Origin of the sequence: Bradyrhizobium sp. WSM1253 (genome assembly GCF_000244935.1) — a bacterium.
Lineage (GTDB): Bacteria > Pseudomonadota > Alphaproteobacteria > Rhizobiales > Xanthobacteraceae > Bradyrhizobium > Bradyrhizobium canariense.
The window spans coordinates 5,956,744-5,979,496 of record NZ_JH600073.1 but is presented as its reverse complement, the minus strand read 5'-3'; the positions used below and the strand labels follow the sequence as shown (position 1 = coordinate 5,979,496).

Annotated in this window: 19 protein-coding genes; 4 read left to right on the top strand and 15 right to left on the bottom strand. The window is 57.4% G+C overall.

What is annotated here, in order from left to right:
- Positions 1–51: 51 nt before the first annotated feature.
- From BRA1253DRAFT_RS29285 to BRA1253DRAFT_RS29245, 9 genes are all read right to left on the bottom strand, one after another.
- Positions 52–816: a hypothetical protein gene (locus tag BRA1253DRAFT_RS29285; RefSeq protein ID WP_007600375.1), complete on the bottom strand. Its 765-nt coding sequence runs from the start codon at positions 814–816 to the stop codon at positions 52–54.
- A gap of 965 nt (positions 817–1,781) precedes the next feature.
- Entirely contained in the window at positions 1,782–2,747 is a 966-nt protein-coding gene (locus tag BRA1253DRAFT_RS29280) for a glyoxylate/hydroxypyruvate reductase A (RefSeq protein ID WP_007600371.1), read from the bottom strand.
- Between the two features lie 262 nt (positions 2,748–3,009).
- Positions 3,010–4,188, bottom strand: coding sequence for a M20 aminoacylase family protein (locus BRA1253DRAFT_RS29275; protein ID WP_007600369.1), 1,179 nt, complete (start codon positions 4,186–4,188; stop codon positions 3,010–3,012).
- A gap of 488 nt (positions 4,189–4,676) precedes the next feature.
- Entirely contained in the window at positions 4,677–6,155 is a 1,479-nt protein-coding gene (locus BRA1253DRAFT_RS29270) for a gamma-glutamyltransferase (protein ID WP_157158640.1), read from the bottom strand.
- A gap of 117 nt (positions 6,156–6,272) precedes the next feature.
- A complete protein-coding gene (locus BRA1253DRAFT_RS29265; protein WP_007600366.1) occupies positions 6,273–7,037 on the bottom strand; it encodes an ABC transporter ATP-binding protein in 765 nt (254 codons plus the stop codon).
- 7 nt (positions 7,038–7,044) lie between these two features.
- Positions 7,045–8,037 carry an ABC transporter substrate-binding protein gene (locus BRA1253DRAFT_RS29260; RefSeq protein WP_007600364.1) on the bottom strand — a complete coding sequence of 331 codons (993 nt, stop codon included), beginning with the start codon at positions 8,035–8,037 and terminating at the stop codon, positions 7,045–7,047.
- Between the two features lie 33 nt (positions 8,038–8,070).
- The gene (locus BRA1253DRAFT_RS29255; protein ID WP_007600362.1) at positions 8,071–8,847 is read right to left on the bottom strand and encodes an ABC transporter permease; all 777 of its coding nucleotides are present in this window, start codon (positions 8,845–8,847) and stop codon (positions 8,071–8,073) included.
- Positions 8,847–9,608 (bottom strand): aspartate/glutamate racemase family protein, encoded by a 762-nt coding sequence (locus tag BRA1253DRAFT_RS29250; protein WP_007600360.1) that lies wholly within the window; start codon positions 9,606–9,608, stop codon positions 8,847–8,849. The genes BRA1253DRAFT_RS29255 and BRA1253DRAFT_RS29250 overlap by 1 nt, the downstream gene beginning before the upstream one ends.
- A gap of 10 nt (positions 9,609–9,618) precedes the next feature.
- Positions 9,619–10,791, bottom strand: coding sequence for a Xaa-Pro peptidase family protein (locus tag BRA1253DRAFT_RS29245; RefSeq protein WP_007600358.1), 1,173 nt, complete (start codon positions 10,789–10,791; stop codon positions 9,619–9,621).
- Positions 10,792–10,882: 91 nt separating this feature from the next.
- Between BRA1253DRAFT_RS29245 and BRA1253DRAFT_RS29240 the strand changes: the two genes are divergently transcribed.
- Positions 10,883–11,818, top strand: a complete 936-nt coding sequence (locus tag BRA1253DRAFT_RS29240) for a LysR family transcriptional regulator (RefSeq protein WP_007600357.1) — start codon at positions 10,883–10,885, stop codon at positions 11,816–11,818.
- A gap of 262 nt (positions 11,819–12,080) precedes the next feature.
- Here BRA1253DRAFT_RS29240 and BRA1253DRAFT_RS29235 read toward each other — a convergent pair whose 3' ends face one another.
- The 5 genes from BRA1253DRAFT_RS29235 to BRA1253DRAFT_RS43865 all read right to left on the bottom strand — a co-directional run bounded on the left by BRA1253DRAFT_RS29235 (position 12,081) and on the right by BRA1253DRAFT_RS43865 (position 17,911).
- Positions 12,081–13,226: a CaiB/BaiF CoA-transferase family protein gene (locus BRA1253DRAFT_RS29235; RefSeq protein ID WP_007600355.1), complete on the bottom strand. Its 1,146-nt coding sequence runs from the start codon at positions 13,224–13,226 to the stop codon at positions 12,081–12,083.
- Positions 13,223–14,506, bottom strand: a complete 1,284-nt coding sequence (locus BRA1253DRAFT_RS29230; RefSeq protein ID WP_007600353.1) for a methylaspartate ammonia-lyase — start codon at positions 14,504–14,506, stop codon at positions 13,223–13,225. The genes BRA1253DRAFT_RS29235 and BRA1253DRAFT_RS29230 overlap by 4 nt, the downstream gene beginning before the upstream one ends.
- 153 nt (positions 14,507–14,659) lie before the next feature.
- Positions 14,660–16,099 carry an aldehyde dehydrogenase family protein gene (locus BRA1253DRAFT_RS29225; RefSeq protein WP_007600351.1) on the bottom strand — a complete coding sequence of 480 codons (1,440 nt, stop codon included), beginning with the start codon at positions 16,097–16,099 and terminating at the stop codon, positions 14,660–14,662.
- Positions 16,100–16,332: 233 nt separating this feature from the next.
- Positions 16,333–17,736: an aspartate aminotransferase family protein gene (locus BRA1253DRAFT_RS29220; protein WP_007600349.1), complete on the bottom strand. Its 1,404-nt coding sequence runs from the start codon at positions 17,734–17,736 to the stop codon at positions 16,333–16,335.
- Positions 17,726–17,911 carry a hypothetical protein gene (locus BRA1253DRAFT_RS43865; protein ID WP_157158639.1) on the bottom strand — a complete coding sequence of 62 codons (186 nt, stop codon included), beginning with the start codon at positions 17,909–17,911 and terminating at the stop codon, positions 17,726–17,728. Before BRA1253DRAFT_RS43865 ends, BRA1253DRAFT_RS29220 begins: the two co-directional genes overlap by 11 nt.
- A gap of 253 nt (positions 17,912–18,164) precedes the next feature.
- Here BRA1253DRAFT_RS43865 and BRA1253DRAFT_RS29215 point away from each other — a divergent pair, with 253 nt between their 5' ends.
- Positions 18,165–18,638: an Lrp/AsnC family transcriptional regulator gene (locus BRA1253DRAFT_RS29215; protein ID WP_007600343.1), complete on the top strand. Its 474-nt coding sequence runs from the start codon at positions 18,165–18,167 to the stop codon at positions 18,636–18,638.
- Between the two features lie 722 nt (positions 18,639–19,360).
- Here BRA1253DRAFT_RS29215 and ald read toward each other — a convergent pair.
- On the bottom strand, positions 19,361–20,473 hold the full coding sequence (gene ald / locus BRA1253DRAFT_RS29210) for an alanine dehydrogenase (protein ID WP_007600342.1): 1,113 nt from the start codon (positions 20,471–20,473) through the stop codon (positions 19,361–19,363).
- An 804-nt stretch (positions 20,474–21,277) separates the two neighbouring features.
- Here ald and BRA1253DRAFT_RS29205 point away from each other — a divergent pair.
- Both BRA1253DRAFT_RS29205 and BRA1253DRAFT_RS29200 read left to right on the top strand, forming a co-directional pair.
- Positions 21,278–22,000 (top strand): LuxR family transcriptional regulator, encoded by a 723-nt coding sequence (locus BRA1253DRAFT_RS29205; protein WP_035994165.1) that lies wholly within the window; start codon positions 21,278–21,280, stop codon positions 21,998–22,000.
- 95 nt (positions 22,001–22,095) lie between these two features.
- A complete protein-coding gene (locus BRA1253DRAFT_RS29200; protein WP_007600339.1) occupies positions 22,096–22,728 on the top strand; it encodes an acyl-homoserine-lactone synthase in 633 nt (210 codons plus the stop codon).
- Positions 22,729–22,753 lie beyond the last annotated feature (25 nt).

Here is a 22,753-nt window from a genome sequence, read left to right as displayed (position 1 = left end):
GCCTTGTGTGCTCTCAGAAAGAATTGGATGCCCCCGCGCGCTGTCTACAATCTAGCCAACGCCGGTGAACGGTCTGCGTATCAAGCCACGGACAAAGAATTCCACCATTGAAGTGAAGTCGAAGACCGGAATGCCGGTAGCGCGTTGGACCGCTGCTGCGAAAGGCGGCAGCTCTGAGCATTCGAGGAGGAGCATCCCGATATCCGGGCGTGTTTCAAGTAGTGCCACCGCAGCATCAACTGTCTCGCTCTCGACAGCGGCAATGTCCAAATCGGCGTTGCAGGACAAAAAAGCTGCGCTAAAGGCCGGAGCGCCTTCGAGGCCCGAAATTACAACTCGTTCAGCGCGCAGCCCTGCTGCCGCCAGCAAGTCCGGTGAGAGAGAGGACGCGTTTGCGGTAATGATGCCTAGTGCTTTGCCCTGAGGAAGTGCTCTTTCAAGAAAAGGTCCGAGGAGCAGGCTGGACAAGAGTACGGGCACATCGACCGCGGCTCGAACCGGCTCTTGGTAGCGAATCATGAACCCGCAGTTGGAGGTGATGAGTTGAGCACCTTCGTCGACGAGTTCGGCCGCGGCGTGTGCCACGATCTGCGCCACGTCCCCAGCGTTAGGCCCAAGAATTCGGTCGAAGCTGAGGCCGGGCATCGTCTTGTATCGCACTGGGACACTCCAACTGCTGGCGTTGCCGACGCTCCCTGGAATGAATGGGCGGTCAAAGGGGTCGCGAGGACGCTCGAACATCAGAATGCCCACAGGCGCCCCATAGAACTGCGGTTTTGGCTTCAGCGAGGCTTTAGTTTGAGCTGGATCGATCATCTGTGTCAGGTCCCTTCCGCAGTAGGACGTCGTAGAAGCGGCAATGGTCGCTCAAAGCGATCCAGTCTAAGCTCACGATCGGCCCTTGGAAATATCTTAGAGCCACTTCAACGCCTAATGGTTGCAGACATAAGCGCTAAATTGGAGAAATACTGCCAAATCATAGATGGATGACTTTGTAACCGGCATCTAAAGCAGTACCGACAGCACGCTTCCCTCTTCGTCCGTGATTGCGTCGTTCCCCGAACCGAAACTTTTTGGGTGGGTTGGATTGCCCAATTGCGTGCGGATGCCAGACCGAAAAAACAAGCATCATGCGGCCCCGATCTCTGAGACCGAAGCAGATTGAGCGCTGCCCGAGGAAATGGCTGAGCTGTTGCTCCAAGGTGTGCTTCAGGACGTCACATATCCTCCTGGAGGCTGGATGTTGACTCACTCCGATCGATCCCGATTGGGTGGCCACATCGCGTCTCTCCAGCAAACCCATTCAGAGTTGAGTTGAGCGCGCTTATTATGTCTACTGCAGGTGAAGGCCGGGCTTGGCCACCGCGCACGGCGACCACAGAGCTTGCCTTGGTGGCCCCGCAGCAAGCGTTCGGATGGAGCTCCAACCAAAATTGTGCGCATTAGGCCCGCCATATACCCGTGCCGCAAGCCCCTGAAGCTAGAATTCCATCCCTACCGGAAATAACCTCAATCCAACGAATCGCATGATGGCGGAGATTTATGCAAGGAACTCCCCTGCCCCGTTTGCCTCGGCCGATTCTGTGATCATCGAACCTTGTGAATCATGTACGCCAACTCTGGGCCCCTATCGCGCAAGTGCGCGGGTCGAATGGCCTGATCTCGAATCTCGGGCCTTTCGTTCGGCGCGAGCTTCACCCAGCAATCGTCCGGACCGGTCGATAGCGACATCAATCACCGCGGCGGCCGGGCGCCTCGCCGCTGCCGGTCAGCTGAGGGCTTCAATACCCACGCGCCCGATCCACCACATTCTCTAGCGTTCCGCCGGCCTCGAACCGCGTGATCTGCGCGGCGATGTATTTCGAGATCTCGTCGGCATCAGTGTCGGCCGCATTGTGCGGCGTCAGGACGACATTAGAATGAGTCCAGAAGCGGCTGTCCTTGGCCGGCGGCTCCTGCACGAAGACGTCGAGCGAAGCGGCGCCGAGTGTGCCGTCGTCGAGACAGGCCAAGATATCGTCCTCTTTCTGCAAGCCGCCGCGGCCGGCATTGATCAGCACCGGCGCGCCGAGCGGGCTCATGCGGTCGAGCTTGGCAAAGACATCACGATTGAGAATGCCACGGGTATCGTCCGTCAGCGGCAAGAGACAGACAAGGATATTGCTCTTGTGCAGGAAAGCCGTCATTTGCGCGGCGCCGTGAAAGCATTCAACCCCGCTGAGGGTGCGCGCGCTGCGGCTCCAGCCGACGACGCGGAAGTCGAACCGGGCCAGGACCTTGGCGGCATCAGCGCCCAGCGTGCCAAGCCCCATGATCCCGACAGTAACCGCACTGGCCGGCCACTGATATCTCGGCTCCCAGATTTTGTCGCGCTGCGACTGCCGCAGATACAGCTCCTGCCGATGATGCATCAACACATGCAGCACGACATATTCGGTCATGCGGCTCGTGAGATCAGGCACAGCGATGCGGACCAGCGGCACGTCCGGCAGCCTCCTATCGGCCATCAGCGCGTCGACACCGGCACCCAAGTTGAAGATTGCGCGCAGGTTCTTGAATGCGGCAAGCTCGCCTGGTAGTGGCTTCCACACCGCCGCATAATGGACCTCGGTCGGGTCGAGCCGGGCATCGGGCAACAGCACCACGGGTCGGTCGCCGCAGACCGCCTCGAAGCGTGCCTTCCAGCGCTCCGGCAGCCAATTCTGCGAGCGGCTGTTGATCAGGAGCGCCATCGCGCCGTTAGCCATTCAGATTTCCTTTCAGTTCCGTGTCTCGCGGCTTTTCTACGCGCCTCGAAAGTAAGGGGCGAGCAGCTAGAGCTACAGGGTGACGAGACTGATGTACGCACGCGAAGGCGATCCGACGATTTGGATTTCGCCAATCAATTGAAAGTCGCATTATAGCGCAATCCCAGAACCAGCCCGCGCAACAGACTATCCGCGGCGACACAAAGGTTAGATTGAGCCGGATGGGGTTCAACTCCTCCAGGAGAGCTGGAATTTCTTTGCCTCAGGCGGCTAGCGCTGTCTCGACTAGATTCACCCAATAGCCAATGCCATAGGGCAGCGCTTCGTCGTTGAAATCGTATGCCGGGTGATGCACACCGGCGCCCGGCCCGTTGCCAACGAAGATGTAAGCGCCCGGGCGGGCTTCTAGCATGTAAGCGAAATCCTCCGCTCCCATGCTAACAGCTTGCTTGTTGTTGACGGCACCTGGCCCGACGAGCCTACCGGCCGCCCTGATCGCCAGTTCGGTTTCCTCCGCATGATTGAGCGTGACGGGCACGTAGCGCCGGTAAGAGAATTCAATATCAGCGCCATATGCCGCAGCAATTCCTTGCGCGGTTACGGGCATTTGTTCTTCTGCAAAATCTCGGAGGGCAGGCACGAGCGTCCTAACGGTGCCGCCCATCTCCACAGTATCTGGAATGATATTGTTGGCCTGAGCGGCCCTGAGTTTGGTTACGGATATCACCAGCGACTCGATCGGATTCGTCCTGCGCGAGACCAGGGTTTGCAGACCGATGATGATCTGTGCTGCAATGACAACCGGATCGATGGCTTGATGCGGCTTGGCCGCGTGACCTCCTTTACCTTTCACGGAAATTTCGAAATCGTCCTGCGCGGCCATAATTGGTCCGTGGCAGATACCGAATTTGCCCACATCCATCCCAGGCGCGTTGTGCATGCCAAAAACCCTGGAGATACCGAAACGCTCCATAATTCCTGCTTCGACCATCTTTTGAGCGCCCAGTTTGTCGCCCCCACCATCCTCCTCCGCAGGCTGAAAGATTAGGGCCACCGTACCTTTGAATTTGCGCGTGCTCGCGAGATATTTAGCAGCGCCGAGCAGCATGGCCGTGTGGCCATCATGGCCGCATGCGTGCATTTTGCCAGGTGTTGTCGAAGACCACGGCTTGTTTGTAGCTTCCAAGATTGGCAATGCGTCCATGTCTGCTCTCAGACCAATGGTCGGCCCCTCGCCGCCTTCACCCTGAATCAACGCAACGATGCCGGTTTCAGCTATGCCGGTTTCGATGTGATTGATGCCGAATGAAGCCAGCTTCTCGGCTACGAAGGCAGCTGTGTTGTGGACCCGATAGTCGAGCTCAGGATTCTGATGGAGGTAGCGGCGCCAGGAGATTGTCTCGCTCTGCAGAGAGCGGAACCTTTCAACATTGTGGTGCATGCCTGCTCCCATTCTGAATATCAGCTAGATCTCTTCGTTTTCGACCAAAGTGCACAACGCATCTCGATCGGTAGCGTCACCGCTCTAGCACTTTCTGCGGCTGGCCTGCGCAGGGACGCACTGCCCTTGCGAACCTGAATTGCTCGGAATCTATCGTCTCACATCATCTCGGTCGCCCGGCGAGATTGAACCCGTCCTAGGGTTCTCATCCTGCTTTTTTTTGGGTCGCCCGCAGTATTGCTGCGCTGTATCTAAGATGACGCTGGAAAACTACGGCAGGTCGGCAGCTACGATAGGCTGACAGCGTCACGCCATCCCGCGGCGTCTCGGGAATAGCAGTTGCGAACAACCTGCGAATTCACCCCACTTTGGTTGGTAAACAACCGCAGACATACACTTTGGGGATCTCGTCCGTTTCCGTTCTCATCATCATTCACGCGCCGCATCTGCCTGCCGCAGCAAAGCACGCCCACATCGTCAGCTTTTGATCACTCCGCAATTGCGTACGAGGACCGCCGCGGATCGGCACCACCGAATAGCTGGCCTTCGGTTCTCCGGATCGCATTGACTCCGCCCATCACACGGGACCAGCTATCTACTCGCTTCACTGCCCAACCGGCTTTCGACAGAGTCGAGTCCCAGCTCGACGGACATCTGCGCTCCAGCATAACGTCCCGACCGGCGTCATGGCGTAGACGCGGCCACTCGATGGCCGATTGAATGTCCAGGCCCTGCTCAAAGTGGCGCCGCATGACTTGGAACAGCGACTGCGGTTGGCCGTGATCCCCTGGCGTAGCTATGGCAAGCTCCACGCCTCCCGTCCCGGTGACCAAGGCCGGGCACAGGGTGTGAAAGGGACGAAACCCGCCGCGTAGACCGCGCACCGGATCATCATCGAGGCGCTCGAGCATGGCGCGATTGTGCAGGACGAGGCCGTGATTTGGGCAGACCACGCCGGATCCAAACGCCTCGAACAACGACTGAACCCAAGACACAGCGCGACCGGCAGCGTCTACAACGACCAATGTCGACGTATCGCCGCCGCCCGCGAAGCTCATGGCGGGACCTGCATCGAGGCTCAATGTCCGCAACCGATCAGGCGAGAGGAGGTCTGGCGGCATACGGATTCTTCGTGGGTCCGCACAGTAGGCGTCGCGCATCGCAAACGCGACGGTTTTCCGCCTCAGATATGCAACGGGATCTATGAGAGGATCCGATCTATCGGATGGCGGCGGGGCAGGCTGAGCCTCGGCTAGTCCGAGCATTGCGAGCAGTGCTAGACCTTGAGAATTCGGGGGCGCCACATGCACTTGTAACCCTCGCCACCACGTCGACAGCGCGCGCTGAAACAAAGTGGCGTGCGCTGCGAGGTCTTCCGAATCGATCAGAACGCTCTGAGCGCGGGCTTCGGCTAGCCATTGCCGGGCAAGATCGCCCGAATAGAACGACCGCCATCCTTGTGTGGCTAGAACCCGCATCGTCTCGGCGGCGCTGGGCTGCTTTAAACGCTCTCCGATTTGGCGTCCGCCAGCTGGACCGAACTTGGCGGCAAGTGCAGGGAACTCGCTGACGAGAGCGGCGTATTCGGCACCGTTGAAGAACTCCACCGCCGAAACGTCGAGCGCAACGCCCTGCTCGGCGAGCGCAATCGCCGGTTCAAGAATTTCCGCCAGAGGCCGGCTGCCAAACCGATTGAGCGCCTCGCCCCAGGCTGCGACCGCGCCGGGCACCGTAACCGGAAAAGGGCCTCGCTGTGGCATTGCGGTCAGACCGTGGCTGCGCAAGCTAGCAACCGACATCGCGCGTGGCGTTGCTCCGGAGCCATTGATCGCGGTGACATCGCCTCCTGGCATTGTGTAAAGACCGATGGCGTCTCCTCCGAGACCGTTCATGAACGGGATGGCGATCGCAAGAGTCGCAGCGGCTGAGATCGCCGCATCCATCGCGTTCCCGCCGTTCCGCAGCATGGCCGCTCCCGCTTCGGATGCCTTGGGGTGACCAGCCACTACCATCCCGCGGTCGCCCATGACGACCGGTCGATGCGACCTGAAGGTCTCGCTTTCAATTGTTACATTCACTTGGGACTACTCCATAAGTCCAGACGCGTTCATCAGCAGGCGTATCCGCTCACAGGCTCTATGAAATTCTGGGTCGCGCAGAGAAGAGAAGTCACGAGGGCGCGGCAGTCCGATTTTGATGATCTCCTGGATGCGTCCGGGGCGCGGGGTCATGACCACGACTCGATCGGCAAGCATGACCGACTCCGTGATACTGTGCGTAATCAGAAGGACGGTCTTGCCAGTCTCGATCCAGATCCGCTGGAGTTCGAGATTCATCTGCTCCCGGGTCAGTGCATCCAAAGCCCCGAACGGCTCGTCCATGAGGAGCAACGACGGATTGGTCACGAGTGCGCGGCATAGTGCCACCCGCTGTTGCATGCCCCCAGACAATTCGTAGGGCCTACTTCTCTCGAAACCACGGAGGCCGACCAGCGCCAGCAGCTCGTCAATCCGCTTTGGCTCTTTGCCAGATCGTTGAATGTCCAAGGGTAGCTGAACATTTTGTTGTACGTTGCGCCATGGGAGAAGCACTGGCGTCTGAAACACGATTCCGATCCCGGGTGAAGGCTCAGTGACGACTTTACCGCCGATCAGGATTTGTCCATTTGTCGGCGCCATCAGGCCAGCAACAAGTCGCAGCAGTGTGGATTTTCCGCATCCCGAGGCGCCAACGATGGCTACGAATTCGCCGGCGTTCACTTCAACATCGATGTCCTGCAGGGCCTCAATCTTCCCCTTGCCAACGCCGAACGCTTTCGAGACATGGCGTACTACAATCGGCTGAGCCATACCGCACTCAGCCCTCGATCAAGTCGTTTGTATAGAGCTTGCTGGGCTCAACGGCTCGAGACAGTCCTCCATACTTTAGCAATAAGTCTTGTGTGTCATGCCAATCCTGATCGGCCATAGAGCCAAGCGGTTTTCCCACTGTGTTGCGTGTTACAAGAGACGGGAACGTCAGGTCGAGTTGTCGACGTAGAACATTTCTGTTACGCGCCTGCTGTGGCACCCGTTTGATGAGCAGGTCGATGGCCTTATCTGGATCCTCCTTGGACATCATGAACGCATCCAGAGACGTACGAACGAACGCCTTGGCTGCATCGCGGTTTTGCCGAACCCAATTGGTGTTAGCGACGATCCCATTGTTCATCATTTCGACGCCGAAGTCGCTGAATAGAAAATGATAGAGTTTGGCCCCCTGCTCCTCGAGTTGCGCGATTTGTACGTTCACGTTGGCGGGAATGGCGTCGGCGCGCCCCTGCAGAAACACCGCATTTTTTGCTCCGGTAGCCGGATTGAGCACGTTGATCTTGCTGGCATCGACATCCGAGCGCTGCAACAGCGCAGGAAGCATCTGGCCGGTGCTCTCGGTAGCTCCATACGCAACGACCTTGCCCTCGAGCTCCTTTGGCGCGCGGATAGGCGCCTCCGCGTGACTAATGACACACATGACGTTCGAAATCACTCGCCCGATCGCAACCAGCGGAATACCCTGTTCGACAGCCCTAATGGTGCTGGTGAAATCGAGAAAGCCGACCGGATCATTCCCTTGCCCGACGATTTTGGCCACCGTGGCCGAACCCTGCCCCTCACCGATGGTGACGTCTAACCCGGCCTTCTCGTACATTTTCTCCTGGAGCGCCAGGTAGAACGGCGCATGCGAGCCGTAGATCGCCCAATCAAGCCTGAAGCTGATCGGCGTAGATGCTTTCGCTCGCCTGATTAATGGCCCCGATAGTGCGAATGTCCCCGCTCCAAATACGGCGGTCCGTCTTGAGATCTTCTTCATTGTCTCCACCCTTGTATCGATCCGTTGGGAAGATCACGCAGCCATGTTTTGTAGACGTATCGTGCTGTGCCACGGTATGACTAACTGCTCGATAAATTCGACCAGATAGTAGAGCACTACGCCGATAATCAGCAGCATCACCAGCACGGAGAACAACAGACTCGTATCCAGATTGGCATTAGCCTGCAGTAACAAATATCCAAGTCCTGAATTGGTCCCTACCCATTCGGCAATCACTGCGCCGACCACGGAAAAAGCGATTGAGACTTTCATGCCTGCGAAGATGTTCGGCAGGGCCATTGGGAGTCGAAAATGGAAGAACATCTGCAGCGTGCTCGCGCGAACAGAACTCGCGAGCTCAATCATCTCCCGCTCGATGCTTCGCAGGCCAACGATGGTCGAGATCAAGATCGGGAAGAAAGCGACCAGAAACGTAATCACGAATTTCGGCCCCAGCCCTAGGCCGAACCACACCACGATGAGTGGCGCCAAAGCGACCTTTGGGAAGGTCTGGCTCAGGATTAGCCAGGGCATTAGCGCACGCTCAAGTATTCGCGACGCTACCAGAGCGATCGCGAGCGGCACACCGAAGGCGATCGACAACAGAAACCCGCCCAAAGTGATGCAAATGGTGATCCAGCTGTGATGAAGCAGAAACCAACAATCTTCTCTCATGCGCTGGATTACGTCACCCGGCAGAGGCAGGAGATATGGTGGGACGCGAAAGATTTTCACCGCGGCGTACCAAATCGCGAGTAAAGCAACGAGCGTACTGACGGGGTAGAGAGCAGATATGATCCGGCTAAGCATCAGAGCAAACCCGAAAAGGGCGTCCGCGCACACGCATGATGAACAAGAGACACCAAATGCGTGAAATCGAATACTGGTAGGCCAATTTCCGCCTGAACCGCGGCGGCATAGGGCGGCAGCAACGAGCATTCCAGGAGGAGAGCTCCTGTATCGGCAGCCTCGTGAACCAGTCGCTTGGCGACGGTAACCACTTCGTTGCTCACGCGTCCAAAGTCTAACGTCGTCTTGTCCTCCCAAGCCGTTGCCGCAAACTCAGGGCAGTCGTCCATCCCGACAACGTGGATTCTCGCGGGGTCGATAGCTGCCGCGAGAAGATGACGCGCGGATAGGCTTCTTGCATCGGCAGTAATTACTCCGACGCGACGTCCCTTTCTCAAGGTAGACGCGACGAACGGGACCAACATGAGTGATGAGGAGAAGACTGGGATGTTGACCGCCTCTAGCAGGTATTTCTGAAACAGAATGGCAAAGCCGCATGACGTTGTAATCGCCTGGCACCCCTGGTCCTCGAGGTAACGAGCACCGTTGACCCAAGGCGCTATTGCCTTTCGGAACTCGTCGCTTTCGGGATCGAGGGCGGCAAGATGGCGCACGGTTCGGTTGCCCGAACATCCTTTTACGACGTGGTGCATCACCGGAAATGGGAATGATGACGCGTTCCCGATCGCACCAGCTGGTCGCGGGAAGCGGCCTTCGATCATCAAAATGCCAATCCGATGACCGTAGAGGTTATGCCCTCCGTTGAGCAAACCGCTTTCCATCAGAAGCTCCTCAGCTCTTGTACAGGAGTTCGCGGGGGTATTCGGCGAAGACATCGGCACCTCGATCCGTCACCGCGAAGGTCTCTGAGATCACAACACCAAAGTCCTCAGTCCAAATGGCCGGAATGCAGTGGAACGTCATGTTTGGCTCCAGTTCAGTGCGATCACCTGCACGAATACTGGCGGTGAGCTCTCCCCAGGTTGGCGGGTAACCAATGCCCACAGGGTAGCCAATTCGGCTTTCCTTCTCGACGCCGTATCGCGAGATTACCTTCTTCCAAGCGGCGGCAAGTTCTTCACATACGACACCGGGCCGGACCTTCTCGAGAACGGCATTCAAGCCTTCGGCGATCACCTTGGCGGTAAACATCATTCGCTCGGTCGGCTTGCCAAGGTAAATGCACCGGGAAAGAGGCGAGTGATAACGATGCCTTACGCCACCGAGCTCGATATAGAATAGATCGTTTCTGACTAAGGGCGCATCAGTCCACGACAAGTGAGGCGCGGTACAATATTCACCCACCATGGCATTGGGAGGCTTGCACGGAAACGTTCCACCAAACTCAGGTAGTCCCGCCGTGGTGACGCGGTAGACTTCAGCCATGACGTCGCATTGGCGGACTCCGGGTTGCGCCGCATCAAATGCGGCCCTCTGGGCTGCAGCAGCAATGCGCCCCGCTTGGCGCATGTACTCGAGCTCGCGCGCAGATTTTGCCATCCTGCAGCGATTGACTAGCAAGAACGCGTCGACGAATTCGGCATTCGGAAGATTATTCTTTAGGATCGCGTCCCACTTGGCTGTGTAATAGTAGTCATCGGTTTCAACACCGATTCTGCCGCGATCCCAGCTGCGACGCTGCAGCTCCTCGCTGACGAACTGAATTGGATGAAGTTCTGACGAGCCGACGTATTTATCGGGATAGGGCACGACGTTCTTGGCTGCGAGAAACGCCGTAAACTTGGCCCCGACGGCATCCATACCACGGCCGATCCAAATCGGCTCTTCATGGCGCTGACTAACCACCACCATCTGGGGGGTGTAGAATGACCATCCGTCGTAGCCCGTCAGCCAGAATTGGTTTGCCGGCGAAGCTACCAACAGAAGATCGATGCCACGCTGCGTCATCGCTCTTTTGATCCGGGCGACGCGTGTCAAATATTCCGATCTCTCGAAGAGCAGCATGTTGGTCCTTCTCGTTGAATGTGCCCAAGAGTTGCGCGTCCCGCATATTCTGTCTAATGAATAGTTCTGCGGACTACATAATCGATTGGTAATGAGACGCCTCAACCTAAGACTGCTGGAAGTGTTCAGAGTTGTATTCGAGACGCGCAGCGTAACGGCCGCCTCGATGAGGCTTGGAGTCACGCAGCCCGCAGTTAGCAAAGCCCTGGTCGAGCTAGAGCAGGATGTGGGCTTGGTGTTGTTCGGGCGCGAGCGACGACGGCTGATCCCGACAGAAGATGCGACTCGACTTTACGACGAAGCAACACGCCTTTTCACGCACGTGACGGCTTTCGAAGATCGGGTTAAGGAGTTCCGGTGCGGACAAGCAGGGGAAGTTTCCATCGCCGTGATCCCGACATTGGCGACATCCGTTGTTGTTCAAGCAGCCGTGGCTCTGCAGCTAAAAGCACCGCATGTGAAACTGAGAGTGGTGACGGGATCGCGCGCCGAGGTGATAAAGGCGGCAGCTCATCATCAGGTGGACCTTGGGCTATTGCACGGGCCCGTAGAGGATCGCGACCTGGACACTGAGATAATCGGTGAAAGCGAGATCGTTGCGGCTGTTCATCGCGGCCATGTCTTTGAGAGGTATGAATTCCTGACTCCACGCGATCTGGAGGGCCACCCCCTCATAATTACGTACGTCGGCGCGCCGGCGAGTTATTTGCTGCGGGAGTGCTTCGAAGCGACCAGAATAAGGATGCAAGTGGCAATGGAGGCAAATAGCTCGGCTGTAGCATTCGCGGCTGCTAGTTCTGGGCGCTGCATAGCGCTGATCGATCCCTGGCCCAGCTGTGTCATCCGCGATGATCGATGCGTGCTGGTTAGGTTTAGACCGCTCATACCTCAACGCGTCGCGCTGCTGAACTCGAGCTTCCGACCGCCATCGCATCTGGCCCGGCAATTTGCCGAGGAACTAAGGCAACAGATGAACACGGCTGCGGCTTCGAGTCATTTTGTAAGAGGAACGGTCAATAGCACCTAGCGCGGCGCTATCGGCGCCCCGGCAACATTCATTACCCGAGCCGGATCAGTCTTTTAGATTCGGTCCGCAGATACGCCCTTGTGCAATCGCTGCGGTCCGCTATCTACCTCTCCACCTGTTCTGCGGATCACGCAGCTCCGCGCAGGTGCGTCGTCCTCTTGCGTCAGCTGTGCGCGTTCTGTTGCGGATCAGCTACGACTATGCGCCACGCGCCATAGCCTCTGCTAGGGATGCTGAGCGCAACAGCTGCTGTCGTGTCCGATTAGCCAGCTACTCGCCCCTTCCGAAACTCGTTGCGCAGCCTCTCAGAGTCGGCTCCGCAAGCAGGTACAGATCGGAATTCGTCAACTTCTTCTTCTTCGGGAAAGATTGCGCCCGGCGCGATCACACGAACCTCCCCTGCCGGCGTAGACACCGGTATCCGTCGTAGATGTGGATGCTTGGATACATCCTCGATCTGGTTGAGCCGTCCATATGCGACTCCGGCCGCCCCCAGCCCCCTCATGGCCTGCTCACTCGAGATTTGCGAGAAGTGATTGTTGACGATTTCATCCAAGGCGGCCCTGTTGCCGATTCGCTCCATGTTATCGGCTAAACCTGGCTGTCGGATTAGTTCAGGTCGCTTAAGGAATTGGGTGCAGAAGTTGATCCATTCACGGTCGTTTTGAACGGAAAGGATGACATCTTTGCCGTCTGCGCAGCGGTACGCTCCATAGGGGGCTAGAGATGGGTGATTAACACCTGCTCGTGCTGTCTGGTATGCGCTGTAATCGAACTGAAGGACGGGAACGTTCATCCAGTCCGCGATGGCATCGAAGAGCGATATCTGAATACTAGTTCCTTTCCCCGTGCACTGCCGGAGGAGCAGCGCCTGCAGAATGGCGTTGAGAGCTGTCATACCGGCTGCGATGTCGCACACAGAGACGCCGACGCGCGCGGGGCCATGTGAAGTGCCGGTGATGGCGCAAAGCCCGGTCTCAGCTTGCACAATCAGGTCGTACGCCTTCAGATTCGAAAGCGTACCGCCATCGCCAAAACCAGAGATGTCACAGGTTATTAGGTCAGGAAAGCGCTTTCGAAGTTCGGCAGAACCAAAGCCAAGCTTTGTTATGCTACCAGGCTTTAAGTTTTGAATGAAGACATCTGCTTCGGCAATCATCGCGTCGAGAACGGCTCGGTCTTCCTCGATGGTCAGGTCGAGACAAATCGATTCTTTTCCACGATTCAACCAAACAAAATACGCGCTCAGACCATTGACGAGTTTATCGTAACTTCGTGCAAAGTCGCCATCAGGTCGTTCGACTTTGATGACACGGGCACCAGCATCCGCAAGTCGGCAGGAAGCATAAGGCGCCGCTACCGCCTGCTCGACGGCAATGACCGTAATACCCTCGAGTGCGTTTCTCATGCGGACACTGCTTTGGCATTAGGCCATGACCCTTGGCGGCGTCTGTAGTTGAGAATGCAAAGAAGTCTATTCTGCTCATTGCCCACAATCGACAGACCTTCATCCACACCCATGCCCGGTCTGGCGAGGATCATGTCAGCCTGAGTAGCGACTGCAATGTTGACCGCTGCCCGCGCCGACAAGTCCGTTTCGGTGCAGCTCCCACCGACGTACGCACCAACGCCACTTTCCTTGCACGCCAACACGGCTCTCGCAGAATCGGCTATGGAACCGACGTCAGGCATCTTGATCTGAACTAGATGCGCCGCTTTCGCGTTCGCAAAGAGGCGGACGTCATCGAGCGTATTGCATTGCTCGTCGACTACAACTCGCGCTTCTGTGCCGCGCCTGTCAAGAATCGCGACGATCTTGGCGTATCCCTCTAGTTGAGCTGCGGTTGAGCCAAAGTCTGCCGGGCATTCAATATGCAGCCGATAGCCCGGAACGTCATCCGCAACTCGCGCGATGAAATCAGCAATTTTTTCTGCGTCCATTCCAATCTCTTGTCCGATCCAACCGTAGACATCGAAATGCAGAATTGGGTGATAACCCGGCTCGCCGATCTCTTTTGTACGTTTTGCGACCCATTTGACGAACTCACGAAACCTTTCGCCGGAGGGGCCGAATTTTTCACGCGAGTTGATTAGTCCGTGCGGAAGCACACCCACAGACTTGAGGATCATCTTGTCGACGTTGATTTCTCTTGAATCCCCACTCTGAGCGTAGATCGGAACTGGTTCATCCGGCAGTGGCAAGTGGTATTCGGAGCAGATCACCTCGACCATCGTGGTCCGGGCAATGTGCGCAGCGGCGCGTAGCAACGCCTGGCTCACTCCATATTCGACGGCGAGCGGTAGCCGTTTATCCTCATGGTACGCAAGCACGCGCTCGCAAGCACCAAGGAACTGAGAAACGTCAGCCGCAAGAAGTCGCGGGATCACGACGGATTTCGTGAGGGCTTGTATTGCCTCGAGTTGAAAAACTGGGTCACGACCGCCTGCGCCCGAGTATTGTACGTTCATCATGTCGCCCCACACGATCACATCGTCCCACAAGACGAGGCCGATGCTGAGCGAACGCGCCGGCATGCGGATGCTCGTGAAGCCGGGCGTCAGCGGAGTCCCTAAGTAGCGAAAGCCATCCTGAGCCGCGCCTTCCCGTATTGCAGATTGATCGTCGTAGAAGAAGCTTCCGTTACCGGGGGCCAGAATAACATCTCTCACAGTAGGAAGGATTTTCATTGCGCTCTCAATCCAGCTTGTTACATCTCGACTGCCGTTGTCCTGCGGCGGGCATTCAATCCGTTAAGCTCTGCGGTCTGCGAGCGACTTCTACCAGGAGCGGCTGATCAACTAATCCGGAACCTCGACAGTCCTTGATTGGCTGCTGTCCCCTTAGGCGAGAGGCACTGCCTTAGCCCCGTTGACGAGCTTCAGGATTTGGAAGGCCCTCACGCCTTCCACGCCGCCTTCGTAGCCATAACCACTTTGTTTGATCCCGGCGTTTGGTGCATCCGCAGATACTCCCTTAAGATGATTCAAGCTAATTGCCCCCGCCGAGAGGCTGCGGATCATGCGCTTCTGAATTTCAGGGGACTCGGTGAAGAAGTAGGATGCTAGGCCATATTCCGTCGCGTTCGCCTCCTCGATCGCCTCTTCGATTGCACTGAATGGGGCGACAGTGAGAATTGGCCCGAACGGCTCTTCACGTAAGACCTGTGACCCAGGGGGAACGTTGCTTAGAATTGTGGGTGACCAATAGTACCCCGGCCGATCAATGCGTTTACCACCGGTTTCAACTCGCGCTCCGCGATCGACAGCATCCTTGGTCAGGCGCTCCATCGCTTCGACGCGTCTCGAATTCGCCATCGGTCCCATGTCTACGTTAGGATCATCGGGTGCGCCGACTCTGATTTTTTCTGCCGCCTGAACAAGCCTCGCCAGGAATTCCTTATAGATCGATTTTTCGACTAGAATGCGACTAGGAGCATTGCAGCTTTGACCAGCGCACTCGAACTTGTATTCGGATATCGCCGAAATGGCCTTTGTCAGGTCTGCGTCTCCAAAGACAACAACGGGGGAGTGACCGCCGAGCTCAAGAACGCAGCGCTGAAGATTGTTTGCTGCGAATTTGGCGAGTTGTCTGCCGACCGGCGTAGAGCCCGTGAAGGACAAAGCTCGGACTAAAGAGGAACCAAGAAGGTATTCAGAGATCATCGGGGGATTTCCGAAGACCAGGCTCACAACGCCCGGCGGGATTCCCGCTTCCTGCAGGGCCTCGATCATGTGGACTCCCGCACTCGGCGTTTCCTCTGCTGCCTTCAGGATTACAGGGCAGCCCGCGACGATAGATGCGGCAAGTTTTCGAGCGTTGAGAACAGCGGGGTAATTCCATGGCGTGAATGCGGCAACGACTCCGATCGCTTCCGGTATTAGTAGCCTTTCTGGGTCTATCGGCCATGGCGCAGATAATTTCGCTGCCTGAGCACCATTCCATTCGATCATTTCGACCGCACGAGCGTACTCGCCCTTCGCTTCTGTCAGGGTCTTGCCTTGCTCCCTCGAAAGTGCTGCCGCCGCTACGTCCATTTTTCCTTTGAGAATCCGCGCCGCTCGAATAAGAAGCTCGCCACGTTCCTCGGCCGGGGTGTTTGCCCAAAAGTGCAGGCTAGCTTGCGCGGACCTCAGACAATCATCCAGATCCGAAGCCGACGCGACGGCCACTCGGCCGAATTCCATCTCGGTGGCAGGATTGATAACGGGTAGATCCGCGCCCGTTCCGCCCGAGCGCCACGTTCCATTGATAAAAAGCTTGTAGTTTATGCAATCGGACATTCGTGTATCGCCGCTCTGCCGTTCGCTGATGCTAGATTTCGGTTCGCTGGCCAAGCCGGGCCCGGACGGAGCTAAGTGATTGTCCCGATACTGGCTCGCCATCACATTCAGTCAGGGCGCTTGCGATTGAGCAGCGCCATCGCTTCAAATATCTATGTACGCGCAAAGGCGCGCCACCACCCTCCTTGAAGCGCTGGCCGCGGGGCGGCCGGACTATCTCCGGCCGCCGTCTTTTAGATTTTTTCGCCGTCGCGGACGAGTTCGTCCATGACGGAGCGGATCGCAGCCTCGGCAATTGATACGATCTCATCGACTTCGGCCTTGGTGGTCACGAGCGGCGGGGCGAAGCCCAGGATGTCACCATGCGGCATGGGGCGGGCGATCAGACCCCGATCTCGCGCTGCCTTGGAAACGCGAGCGCCAACCCGGAGAGACGGATCGAAGCGCTTCTTGTTGTCGCGGTCGGCGACGAACTCGATTGCACCCATCAGGCCAACACCGCGCACTTCACCAACGATCGGCAATTGCGCGAACTTCTCCTTGAGTTGGGCTTGGAAGTAACCGCCGACTTGGCGGGCATTACCAGGAAGGTCCTCCTGCTCCACAATGTCGAGAACGGCATTCGCCGTGGCGGCGCCGATCGGATGGCCCGAATAGGTGTAGCCGTGCGAAAATGCGCCAACTTTGTCAGCACCGTCTTCGAAGACCTTGTAGACCTTCTCCCCCACGATCGCGGCCGACAACGGGAAGTAACCCGAAGTCAAACCTTTGGCGACCGTGATCAGATCGGGCTCGATTCCGTAGTGCTGCGAACCGAACATGGACCCCGTGCGGCCGAAGCCGGTGATTACCTCGTCGGCAATCAGCAGGACGTCATACTTCTTGAGCACCGCCTGGATCGCCTGCCAGTAGCCCTCCGGAGGCGGCGTGATTCCGCCGGTGCCTAGCACCGGCTCGGCAATAAAGGCACCCACATTATCCGGCCCGATGCGCGATATGAGCTGGTCGAGCTCAGCTGCGCGACGAGCGGAGAATTCGCGTTCAGTTTCCTCTGGATTGGCTCCCCAGTAGTGGTGTGGAGCGCCTGTTCGCGCAATCTGAGGCAGCGGAAGGTCCATATAGTCGTGGTAGAAGCTCATACCGGTCATGGAGCCGGAGAGAACGCTGCAGCCGTGATAGCCGCGTTCACGAGCGATGATCTTCTTCTTGTTCGGCTTGCCTCGAAGATTGTTATAGTACCAGACGAGCTTTGCTTGCGTCTCATTGGCATCAGAGCCCGACATGCCGTAGAAGACCTTGCTCATTTTTCCGGGCGCCATCTTGACTAGACGATCGGAAAGAATCGCAAGCTCGTCCGTGGTGTGCGCGGCGTAGCAGTGGTAGTACGCGAGACGATAGGCTTGACGCGAGATCGCTTCTGCCACCTCGCTTCGCCCATAACCAACATTGACGCAGTACATGCCAGCGAACCCGTCGATAAGCTGGTTGCCGCTCGCGTCCTGAATGCGAATGCCCTTGCCAGTCTCGATGATTACCGGCTCACCAAGCTTGCCCGTCGCAAAATCCTTGAGCTGCGTAAAAGGATGCAGAACGCTGTTTTTGTCCTTTTCACTGATTTCTTTGATATTAATGGCCATTTTTCACCACTTTCTTCGAGGCTGCGAGGTCCGCAACGCGGATCTGTTCGGATTCAGGATTATCGGCGCGGCCGTACTTGAGACCTTCAGAATCAAGCGACGCGAGCAGCATCAACTCGCCTAAGTCTCCAACACGGACGCAGGCCAACCAACGATCGCAATCATCAAAGCTCACAAAGCTTTCCTCCTCATCTCGAAAGCAAAGACGGTCGCTAACTTGCCGAACGTCTCCGGTTTAACGATCGGCACCAGCTGCGGAATACTTTGAAAGATCATCTTGAGGTCCGGCGTCGCCTTTTGTTGAAATGCCTATCTATTCAGGATACTGATGTTAGATACATATTTGCGTCGTATCTCCTGTCGTTCGGAGTATTTCCTGCATCGCACAGGTATTTGACGCCGCGATTCATCCCTAGGCTGGAGCCGTTATGCAGTATGATCGGACAGACGCCCGCATCCTCGAGATCGTGCAAAAGAACAACCGCCTAACTTCCGAAGTGATCGGCGAGATGGCGGGGCTTTCTGCTACGGCGTGTCAACGACGTCTGAAGCGTCTCCGCTCAGATGGCATCATCGAAGCCGACGTCTCTATCGTTTCGCCGAAAGCGGTTGGAAGACCTCTTCAGATGCTCGTGCTCGTGAGCCTCGAGCGGGAGCGCGCAGACATAATTGACCGGTTCAAGAAGGCGATCAAATCATCAGCTGAAGTCGTTAATGGATTTTATGTCACAGGCGACGCTGACTTTGTCCTGTACATTACCGCGCGCACCATGGACGATTATGAGCAATTCACGCGTCGGTTCTTCTACGAGAATCCGAACATCAAGGGCTTTAAGACCATGGTTATAGTGGATCGCGTAAAGGTGGGGTTTGCAATTCCAATCGAGTCTCCCGAGGACTGAGCGCATCCTGCGTGGGCTCGCTCCGCCGATGCGTGCGTTCACGCGTTTTTTCTCGCTCGCGGCACCCATGGCTGGCGATCGCGGACCCCGAACTATGGACGTAAGGCTAACAGTCCCCGGCATGGCTAGACGTGCGACAGCGCAACCGCCCGACAGAGTCGCAGCGCGCGCGGGCAGAGGCTTTCCAGCTTGTTCCCGCCCCCGTGCGCATCCGCGGACCCGTTTGGCTCGATGCGCTGGAAGGAAGGTGCGCCCGAATTTCGCTAGGAGCGAAATTTTACCTAGCGATTCCAAACGCGCTACCAAATAGCTTTGGTCACCCGCTGCAGGCGGTTTTCTAGACGAACTGCGGGTGGGTGCATTCTCGGCAGCGAGAGGACCCGCTGGTTATGGGGGGCCACTCGGATATCGGCCAGCGGCCAATCTTCAGCAGCATGCTCGTATTGCTGAAAGATTCTCAGTACATGATCGCAATTGGCAAACGTAACGTGCGCCGCTCGCGGCATCCTTTTTGACTGGAAATGGTGTGAGAATTTGTCGCCTGTACCAGCTGCGCATAGCCGCATAGGGCCTAAACGTGCATATTTTGCAACCGTGGCGCGCTGGCCCCGTTTTTCGAACAGCGACTTACATCCATTGGGCTGCCGCAAAAATGCGGGCCAGTCCAAAAAGGAGTGGCCCGCCAGTCAGGGAGGAAACGCCCGCTAGGGAGCCTCTTGGGATCAGGCCGCAGCCTGTTCGATCGGTGAGAATGGCAGGCCGAGACTTTCCGCGACGGCCTTATAAGTTAGCCGGCCCCGATACACATTGAGACCTGCGCGCAAATGCGGATTTTCGAGAACGGCTGCAAATCCCTTATTGGCGAGAGCCAAACCAAATGGCAGCGTGGCGTTATTCAGTGCATGGCTTGAGGTGAGCGGGACAGCTCCGGGCATATTGGCGACGCAGTAATGAATGACGCCGTCTATCTCGTAAGTTGGATCAGCGTGCGTCGTCGGACGCGAAGTCTCGAAGCATCCGCCCTGATCAATAGCTACGTCCACGATCACGGAGCCTTTGCGCATCGAGCGCAACATGCCGCGGCTAACAAGTTTCGGCGCGCTCGCGCCGGGAACGAGTACCGCGCCAATGACAACGTCCGCGGCAAATACCTCCTCCTCAACCGCATCTATTGTTGAGAACCTGGTACGAACGCGCCCTTCGAAGAGCTCATCCAGTTCGCGCAGGCGGGGTAGCGAACGGTCGAGGATTGTGACCTCGGCACCCAAGCCCGCCGCCATTCGTGCAGCATGCATACCGACGACCCCGCCTCCGATCACCACGATACGGGCCGGCTGGACACCCGGGACGCCCCCGATCAACAGCCCCCGCCCGCCGGTATACCGCTTCAGAGCGCTACCTGCCGCCTCAATCGCAAGCCTGCCAGCGACCTCGCTCATCGGCGCAAGCAGCGGAAGCCCACCGTGCTCATCAGTGACGGTTTCGTACGCGATTGCCGTGCACCCAGATTTCATGAGGCCCTTGGCCTGCTCCGGATCTGGCGCCAGATGCAGATACGTGAAGAGGACCTGGCTCTCTCGCAGCTGGGTCCACTCGGACGGCTGGGGCTCCTTGACTTTTACGATCATCTCGCTCGATGCAAATATCTCGCGAGCGGAGTCCAAAATCTTTGCGCCGGCTTTGCGATAATTTTCATCTGTCTCGCCGATGCCAGCGCCGGCACTGGTCTCGACCAGCACGCTGTGGCCGGCGGCCACATATTCGCGGACGGCTCCGGGTGTTAGGCCAACGCGGTATTCGTGCGTCTTGATTTCCTTGGGAACACCGACCTTCATTTGCGACTCTCCTAACTGGACGACCTTTTCTAATCGGAAGAGCGGTGCAAACCTGCGACGCACTTGGCCAAATGTCGCATAAATCCTGCGGATATTTGCATCAAAACGCAGGATTCAAAACAGACGGCCAGCAACAGATCGATCTGACAATCCTCATGGAGGCTCAGTATCAGCGCGTGGATCAGTCGGGCCGCACTCTCGATTCGAATGGCCAGCACCGCGGTCACGCGCCGGCAGCGTGCGCTGGATTGACGAAGGACACCACAGAGTAGCCTGCGACGCACTTGGCCAAATGGCGCATAAATCCTGCGGATCTTTGCATCAAAACGCAGGATTCAAAACAGACGGCCGGCAACAGATCGATCTGACAATTCTCATGGAGGCTCAGTATCAACGCGTGGATCAGTCAGGCCGCACTCTCGATGCGAATGGCCAGCACCGCGGTCACGCGCCGGCAGCGCGCGCTGGAAGGACGAAGGACACCGCAGAGTAGCAGGAAGTACGTAACCTGAGCCGTTTTGGCCTCAAACACTCACCGTCCTGACTATCGCCCATCAAGATGGATCTGCGATGGCATAGATCGGACCTTTAGAAGATGTCTTCCTGCTTTTCGCCGCATTCGCGGCGAAGCCTCCCGCAGCAGGTCCAGGAACCGGGCCTGCGTACGCTGATCGAACCCTCGACGGACCGGCATTGATCGCCAACCCTGCATGGCGGCGCAGGACTGTAAGATTCTGTCAGTCAGCTCGGTAGATCCAGGCGTGGCACGTGCCGATTACTACGGAAGACGTTTGTTTATCCACGATGTATCGCGCTTTCCAAAAATTCGTCGATCAGCTGACCGAGGGCACTGACCGAGATGCTGCTCAGCAGAGCATGGCGGACATGGCCGCCGCGCTGAACCTGTCGTGCTTTGCATATCTTGCTCTGCCTCACCAACCCGGCGGTGCCCCCAATCTAATCTCGACATATCCCCGATCCTGGACGGCACACTATCTGCAGCACCAATATGAATCCTTCGATCCCGTAGTTCGCCGGGCGATGCGGCATACTGAACCGTTCCGATGGGGTCTTGGATTCGGACCGAGAGTTCGGTCGGAATCCGAGCATGCACTATTTGAAGAAGCCGCCAAGTTCGGCATTCGGTGTGGATTCACGATTCCCATCCACGACAACAAAGGTGCGATCGCTGCCGTGACCTTTGCGTCCGACGAGCGGCGAATTGCTTTCGAGCGCTCGATAAGCGAGAACGCCCAAGTTCTGCGGCTAATCGCGATGTTCTTCCATGCGCACGCTGGGCGCATGTTAGGGTCCGATCACGTGGTCGATGGCGTGTTGTTGTCTCCCCGTGAGCTTGAATGTCTCGAATGGTCTTCTCGCGGTAAGTCCGCTTGGGAGATTGGGAATATTCTCGGCATCTCGCGACGCACCGCTGCCTTTCATCTGGATAACGCCCGAGCGAAGCTCGGCGTCCGTACGCTTCGTCAAGCCGTCGTGCGGCTCGCTGAATCAAAATTTCGAGGATAAGCGACCGCTCGTAAATAAGCATGCTGTGCATCTGCACAGGATGCATTTGCGTCAGCTTCTGCTTTGATTGCCGATACAAAGCAGGGAGGACAGCAATGATGCTGCTCATCACGCCAGACTACTATGGCGAGTTCGTCAACGAACTCGCTGAGATGCATCGATTGCGCTACCGCGTTTTCAAACAGCGTCTGCAATGGGATGTCCAGGTCGGCGGCGACATGGAGGTGGACGAGTTTGACGTACTTCGGCCAGTCCACTTGCTGCATCGCTCAGCGGATGGACGGATTCAGGGCTGCGTTCGACTTCTCCCATCGACCGGTCCAACTATGCTCAGGGACACATTCTCAATTCTTCTGGACGAGCAGCCAGCGCCACGAATCGACCGCATCTGGGAGAGCAGTCGCTTTGCTCTCGATGTTCCTCCGGGTGCGCCGAAGGCGAGCGGTGGACTTGCTGCCGCCACCTACGAGCTCTTTGCGGGCATGGTTGAGTTCGGCCTTTCGATTCGTTTGACCGAAATCGTCACCGTCACTGACGCGCGCATGGAGCGCATTCTTCGGCGCGCCGGGTGGCCACTCCGTCCGATCGGCAAAGCGCGACCTCTCGGAAACACTCTGGCCATGGCGGGCTATCTGGAGGTGTCGACTGATGCCTTGGAGCGGATCCGCAATGCGGGTCGCATCTCAGGTCCGGTGCTCTGGGCTCCGGTCATGCGAGCAGCCGCCTAGGCCTTTGGAATCAAGCACACGGCGG